The organism is Mycobacterium sp. (genome assembly GCF_032162105.1).
GTDB lineage: Bacteria > Actinomycetota > Actinomycetes > Mycobacteriales > Mycobacteriaceae > Mycobacterium.
The window spans coordinates 1-4,942 of the sequence record NZ_JAVRPS010000331.1 but is presented as its reverse complement, the minus strand read 5'-3'; the positions used below and the strand labels follow the sequence as shown (position 1 = coordinate 4,942).

The following is a 4,942-nucleotide window of genomic DNA, read 5'->3' as shown; positions in this document are numbered from 1 at the left end:
CGAACGTGCCGCCCGTCGAGCCGGGTCCGCCCGGAGCCCTCGATCGGATGGCGGACGAGCCTCCGTTGGACGCGCCTGCGCCAAGGCCGCCGCCACCCGAGAACGCGGTGAAATTCACCAGGGCCGGCGCCCTGTGGTCGGCGCTCATCATCGGCTTCCTCATCCTGATCGTGTTGTTGATCTTCATCGCGCAGAACACCGACTCGGCCAGCTTCCACTTCCTCGGCTGGAACTGGAGTTTGCCGCTCGGAGTCGCGATCCTGCTGGCGGCGGTGTTGGGCGGTCTCATCACCACGCTGGCCGGCGCGGCCCGCATCGTCCAGTTGCGGCGCGCGGCGAAGAAGAACTACAGGGCCGCCCTGAGGTAGCCCGCCCCGGTCATCGGATCGACACCAGGTCGTCGATGGAGTCGTTCGGTAGTGGGCCGTCGACCACCGCCGTCACCCATGCCGAGTTCAGCGTGATGGACCCGTTGTGGTTGTCCAGGAATGCGGTATCGGCAGCGTCGCGCCCGGTGCTGATCCGCACCAACGTCTGCCGCGGCGCCAAGAGCGTGGCGTCCACCACCCGCCAGTGACCGTCCACGAACGCCTCCGCGACGGCGTGGAAGTCCATGGGTTCACAACCCGGCGCGTACACCGCGACCAACCTGGCAGGCACGTTCACCGCACGGAGTAGGGCGACCACCAGGTGCGCGTAGTCACGGCACACGCCACGTCCGGCGAGCAGGGTGTCGACGGCGCCGTCGATCGGATCCGACGAGCCAGGCACGTACTGCAACCGCGTGCCCACCCACGACGACACATTCTCCAACAGCGTTGCGGGGTCGGTGTACGAACCGAATTCGGTGGCGGCGAAGCCGAAGAACTTGTCGGCCTCGGCGTAGCGGCTGGGTCGCAGATAGGTGGACATGTCGATCTCGGTCACGGGTGCTGGCTCGGCCTCGCCGATGATCGTCGCGCTGTAGCTGGCCAGCAGACTGCCCTGGCCTGCGTCGAACTTGTGGATCCGGTTACCGTGGTCGCCGATGATCTCGTTGGCCTTAATCTCGTTGCCGTTCAACGTGAACGACAACGACTCGGTGACCTCCGCACCCGGCTGCGGGGCGACCGCGATCTGGAATTCCAGAGTGGACGGCTCGGCGATCCACACGTCGAGTTCGACGCCGACGTGACGCTTGAGGGTGCTCGGCGACGGCGCCGCCTCGTCGGGCCCATCGAGCTTGTCGCGTCCGCGCAACGTCCATGACGGCATGGTGACCACCTTTCCGTCATTGGGGATTCTCGCGTCGGCGCGAGGTTCGGCCCGAAGTTACCCCACTCAAGGCCTAATCAAACCGCAGACGGACGCTGCCGTCTCATCCGAGCGCTACGAAAGGGCGGTCAGACCCATCGCGATGAGGGGAGCGACGGCCTCGCCGACCTTGTCATCGTCGTCGCCGGTGCCCCCCATGCGCGCACGGAAGTCGATGCCCGCGGCGATGATCGCCAGCTTGAAGTACGCCAGCGCCATGTAGAAGTCCCAGTGCGCCAAGGGCTGATCGGCGGCCAGCGAGTAGCGGTGCGCCAGTTCGTCGGCGGACGGGATCAGCGGAGACGACCATGCCGCGTTGGCGTGCACCATGTCGAACATCGGGTGCCGGTACACGCACATCAGCGCGGCGTCGCTGAGCGGGTCGCCCAGCGTCGACATCTCCCAGTCGAGCACCGCGCGCACCTTGGTGGCGTCGACGGCGTCGAGCATCGTGTTGTCGATGCGGTAGTCGCCGTGCACGATCGAACCGCGGCTCTGCGCAGGCAGTGCCGCACCGAGTTTGGTGTGCAGGAGTTTCACGTCCGCGTCGCGCGGGTCGTCCTCCAACCGCACCAGATCCCACTGCGAACCCCACCGCCGCACCTGACGCTCGAGGTATCCGCTCGCCTTGCCGAAGTCGCCGAGACCGACGGCGTCGGGGTCGACGGAGTGAAGATCGGCCAGCACCTTGATCAGCGCGTCGACGCAGCTGTCGATGACGGCCTGATCGCCGAGGGCCTCGAGTTCCTCGGCAAAGCGCACGACACGGCCGGGGACGAACTCGACCATCTGGAACGGGGCGCCGAGCACCGAGTCGTCGTTGCGCATCGTCACGGCGTGCGCCACCGGCACCGGGGTGTCCTCCAGCGCGGCCACCACCTTGTACTCGCGGGCCATGTCGTGGGCCGACGGCGTCAGGCCGTGCAGCGGCGGGCGGCGCAGCACCCACTTCGACGCGTCGTCGAACACCAGGAACGTCAAGTTGGAGCGGCCTCCGGAGATGAGCTCCGCCCGTAGGTCACCGGTCCGCGGCACCCCGATGGATTGCAGGTGGCGGTCCAGTGCGTCGAGGTCGAGACCGTCCAGCGTCGAAGAGGTCATCGGACTTGTCTACCATCGCGCGTTTCGCGGCAGCAGATCCCATACGTGCTCAGTGCCGTTGACGGATGCGACGCCCAGCTCTCCGTCGCGCGACGAGAGCAGCCGGGTCACGCCCGCATAGTCGACCTGGACGCACAGCAGCCGCTCGGTGCGCATGATCTGATGCACCAGCGCGTTGATGACGCCGCCGTGACAGAACACCGCGACGGTGTCCTCGTGGGCCGCAGTTGCGACGAGGTCGTCGATCCCCGCCTTGACCCTGGCCTGGAACGCGTCCTCGTCCACGTCGCCGGGCAGGTGACCGTCGATGAGTCGCTGCAGGTCTTCCTGCGAGGCCTCTTCGATGGGCGTGTAGTGCGACAGGCCGTAGTCGTATTCGGCCAGCCGCTCGTCGACGTCGACTGTCAGCCCGAGCGCGTCGGCCACCGGTTGGGCGGTCTGCAGCGCACGCCGCTGCGGGCTGCTGACCAGTCGCGTGATGGGGAATCGGGCCAGCGCGTCGGGGAGCCGCTTGGCCTGCTCGATGCCGTCCTCGGACAGGTCGGGATCGGAGCCCTGCCCAGCCTCGGTGCGCAGCGGCAACGCGTGCCGGATCAACAGCAGTTGCATGTGGCGTCTCGTCTCCTCGATGAACCGTTCGGTGTGGCTGCCTGTGTCACGATATTGGCCTCGCCCTCCCGGGCCGGACGCGACCGATAGGAGTGCCCCAGATGGGCTACGCGGACCGACTGTTCGACCTGACCGATCGCGTCGTGCTCGTCACCGGTGGCAGCCGCGGTTTGGGTCGCGAGATGGCGTTCGCGGCCGCCGCGTGCGGTGCCGACGTCATCATCGCCAGCCGCAACCTGGAGTCGTGCGTGGTCACGGCCGAGGAGATCTCGGCGGCCACGGGCCGGACCGCGTTCCCCTATCAGGTGCACGTCGGTCGCTGGGATCAGCTCGACGGCCTCGTCGACGCCGCCTACGCGCGGTTCGGCAAGGTCGACGTGCTGATCAACAACGCGGGGATGTCGCCGCTTTACGACTCGTTGTCATCGGTGACCGAGAAGCTGTTCGATGCCGTGGTGAACCTCAACCTCAAGGGACCGTTCCGGCTGTCGACGCTGGTGGCCGAGAGGATGGCCGCCGCAGGCGGAGGATCCATCATCAACGTCAGCTCCACCGGTTCGCTGCGCCCGGCGCCGGACATGCTGCCCTACGCGGCCGCCAAGGCCGGGCTCAACGCGCTGACCGAGGGCCTGGCCAAGGCATACGGGCCCACGGTGCGGGTGAACACCTTGATGGCGGGACCGTTCCTCACCGACATCAGCAAGGCCTGGGCGCTGGACGGGGCCGACAACCCGTTCCGGCACCTGTCGTTGGGACGTGCCGGCGAGCCCACCGAAATCATCGGCGCCGCACTGTTTCTGGCCTCCGATGCGTCCAGCTACACCACCGGGGCGATCCTGCGGGCCGACGGCGGGCTGCCCTGACAGCGCTACCCGTCGACGGCGATCGATTCCACCAGTCGACCCCATTCCGGGTACGTGGCCACCTTCGCCTGATGCAGCGCGAACACCTTGGCACCGGTGTCGGGGTCGTCGTCGTCGGAGAACCGCACCGCCGACAGTCGTGCCACCCTCGGCAGGATCACGTCGTCACCCGCAAGGTGCACCGGATCGTGCATGTACTGCTCCAGATTGGCCAGGCCGTCGATGGCCACGACGTAGCCGAAGGTCACGCCGGTCGGGTCGGCGAACTCGGGCCCGACCGACGAGAACGCGACCCACGGCAGGCCGGCCGTTCGGCGCAACGCCGCGAGCACCTCGGCGCGCTGTTCGGCCGTGGTGTCGTCCTTCAGGGTGAGACGCAACACGTTCAGGATCATGACGGTTGAAACCCGGTGTGCCGTTGACCTGTTCCCGCTAGGGGGTGACGATGTTGAAGCCGGGGTTAGGTCGGTCCAGCACGCCCATCAGCGACGGCAGCGCGTCGGTGTCGCCGCTGACGTCGAGGCCCGGCGACGTGGTGTCTCCGGCGGCGAACGTCAACAGCCGTAACTTGTTGACCAGCGTGACCGTCGCAGCGGCGGTCGAGGCGTCGGCGGGCACCTTGCGGTAGATCAGCACGCCGTTGCGCAGCGTCAGCCGGTAGTTTGTCGCGACGTCGCTGAACGTCACGTCGATGGCCAGGTCGAGGTCCCACGCCCTCGGCCCGTTGATGCTGATCGCGAAGCTGTCGAAGAGCTGCTCCGGGGTCAGCTGGGAGAGCATCGACATCGACGTGGTCTGGGTGGGCACCCCGAAGTTGCCGTCCCGCAGCTCGGTCGCTCCGGAGAGGAAGAAGTTGCGCCACGTCGCATTCTCGGCGCCGTAGGCCAATTGCTCGAGGGTGTCGGCGTACAGCGCCCTGGCACCTGCGTGGTTCTGATCGGTGAAGATCGCGTGATCCAGCAGCGTTGCCGCCCAGCGGAAGTCGCCGTCGTCGAACGCACGCTTGGCGAGCTCGACGACGCGGTCGATGCCGCCCATCGCCTCGACGTAGCGCGGTCCGATCGCCTCGGGAGGGT

At 67.6% G+C, this 4,942-nt stretch carries 7 protein-coding genes; 2 read left to right on the top strand and 5 right to left on the bottom strand.

Features of this window, described 5'->3' with window-relative positions:
* Positions 1-47 precede the first annotated feature (47 nt).
* A complete protein-coding gene (locus QOC69_RS17030) occupies positions 48-368 on the top strand; it encodes a LapA family protein (RefSeq protein ID WP_526441606.1) in 321 nt (106 codons plus the stop codon).
* 10 nt (positions 369-378) lie between these two features.
* Here the strand turns inward: QOC69_RS17030 and QOC69_RS17025 are convergent, their stop codons facing one another.
* The 3 genes from QOC69_RS17025 to QOC69_RS17015 form a co-directional block, all read right to left on the bottom strand.
* Positions 379-1,254, bottom strand: a complete 876-nt coding sequence (locus tag QOC69_RS17025; RefSeq protein ID WP_526441604.1) for a transglutaminase-like domain-containing protein — start codon at positions 1,252-1,254, stop codon at positions 379-381.
* Positions 1,255-1,368: 114 nt separating this feature from the next.
* Positions 1,369-2,394 carry a phosphotransferase family protein gene (locus QOC69_RS17020; protein WP_526441602.1) on the bottom strand — a complete coding sequence of 342 codons (1,026 nt, stop codon included), beginning with the start codon at positions 2,392-2,394 and terminating at the stop codon, positions 1,369-1,371.
* Positions 2,395-2,403: 9 nt separating this feature from the next.
* The gene (locus tag QOC69_RS17015; RefSeq protein WP_526441600.1) at positions 2,404-3,003 is read right to left on the bottom strand and encodes a histidine phosphatase family protein; all 600 of its coding nucleotides are present in this window, start codon (positions 3,001-3,003) and stop codon (positions 2,404-2,406) included.
* Positions 3,004-3,104: 101 nt separating this feature from the next.
* Between QOC69_RS17015 and QOC69_RS17010 the strand changes: the two genes are divergently transcribed.
* Positions 3,105-3,866, top strand: coding sequence for an SDR family NAD(P)-dependent oxidoreductase (locus tag QOC69_RS17010; protein WP_526441598.1), 762 nt, complete (start codon positions 3,105-3,107; stop codon positions 3,864-3,866).
* Between the two features lie 5 nt (positions 3,867-3,871).
* Here QOC69_RS17010 and QOC69_RS17005 read toward each other — a convergent pair whose 3' ends face one another.
* Together QOC69_RS17005 and QOC69_RS17000 are read right to left on the bottom strand one after the other, a co-directional pair.
* Positions 3,872-4,249, bottom strand: coding sequence for a Dabb family protein (locus QOC69_RS17005; RefSeq protein WP_526441596.1), 378 nt, complete (start codon positions 4,247-4,249; stop codon positions 3,872-3,874).
* Between the two features lie 49 nt (positions 4,250-4,298).
* Positions 4,299-4,942, bottom strand: a 644-nt coding sequence (locus QOC69_RS17000; RefSeq protein WP_526441594.1) for an alkyl sulfatase C-terminal domain-containing protein, incomplete at its 5' end; no start/stop codon positions are given.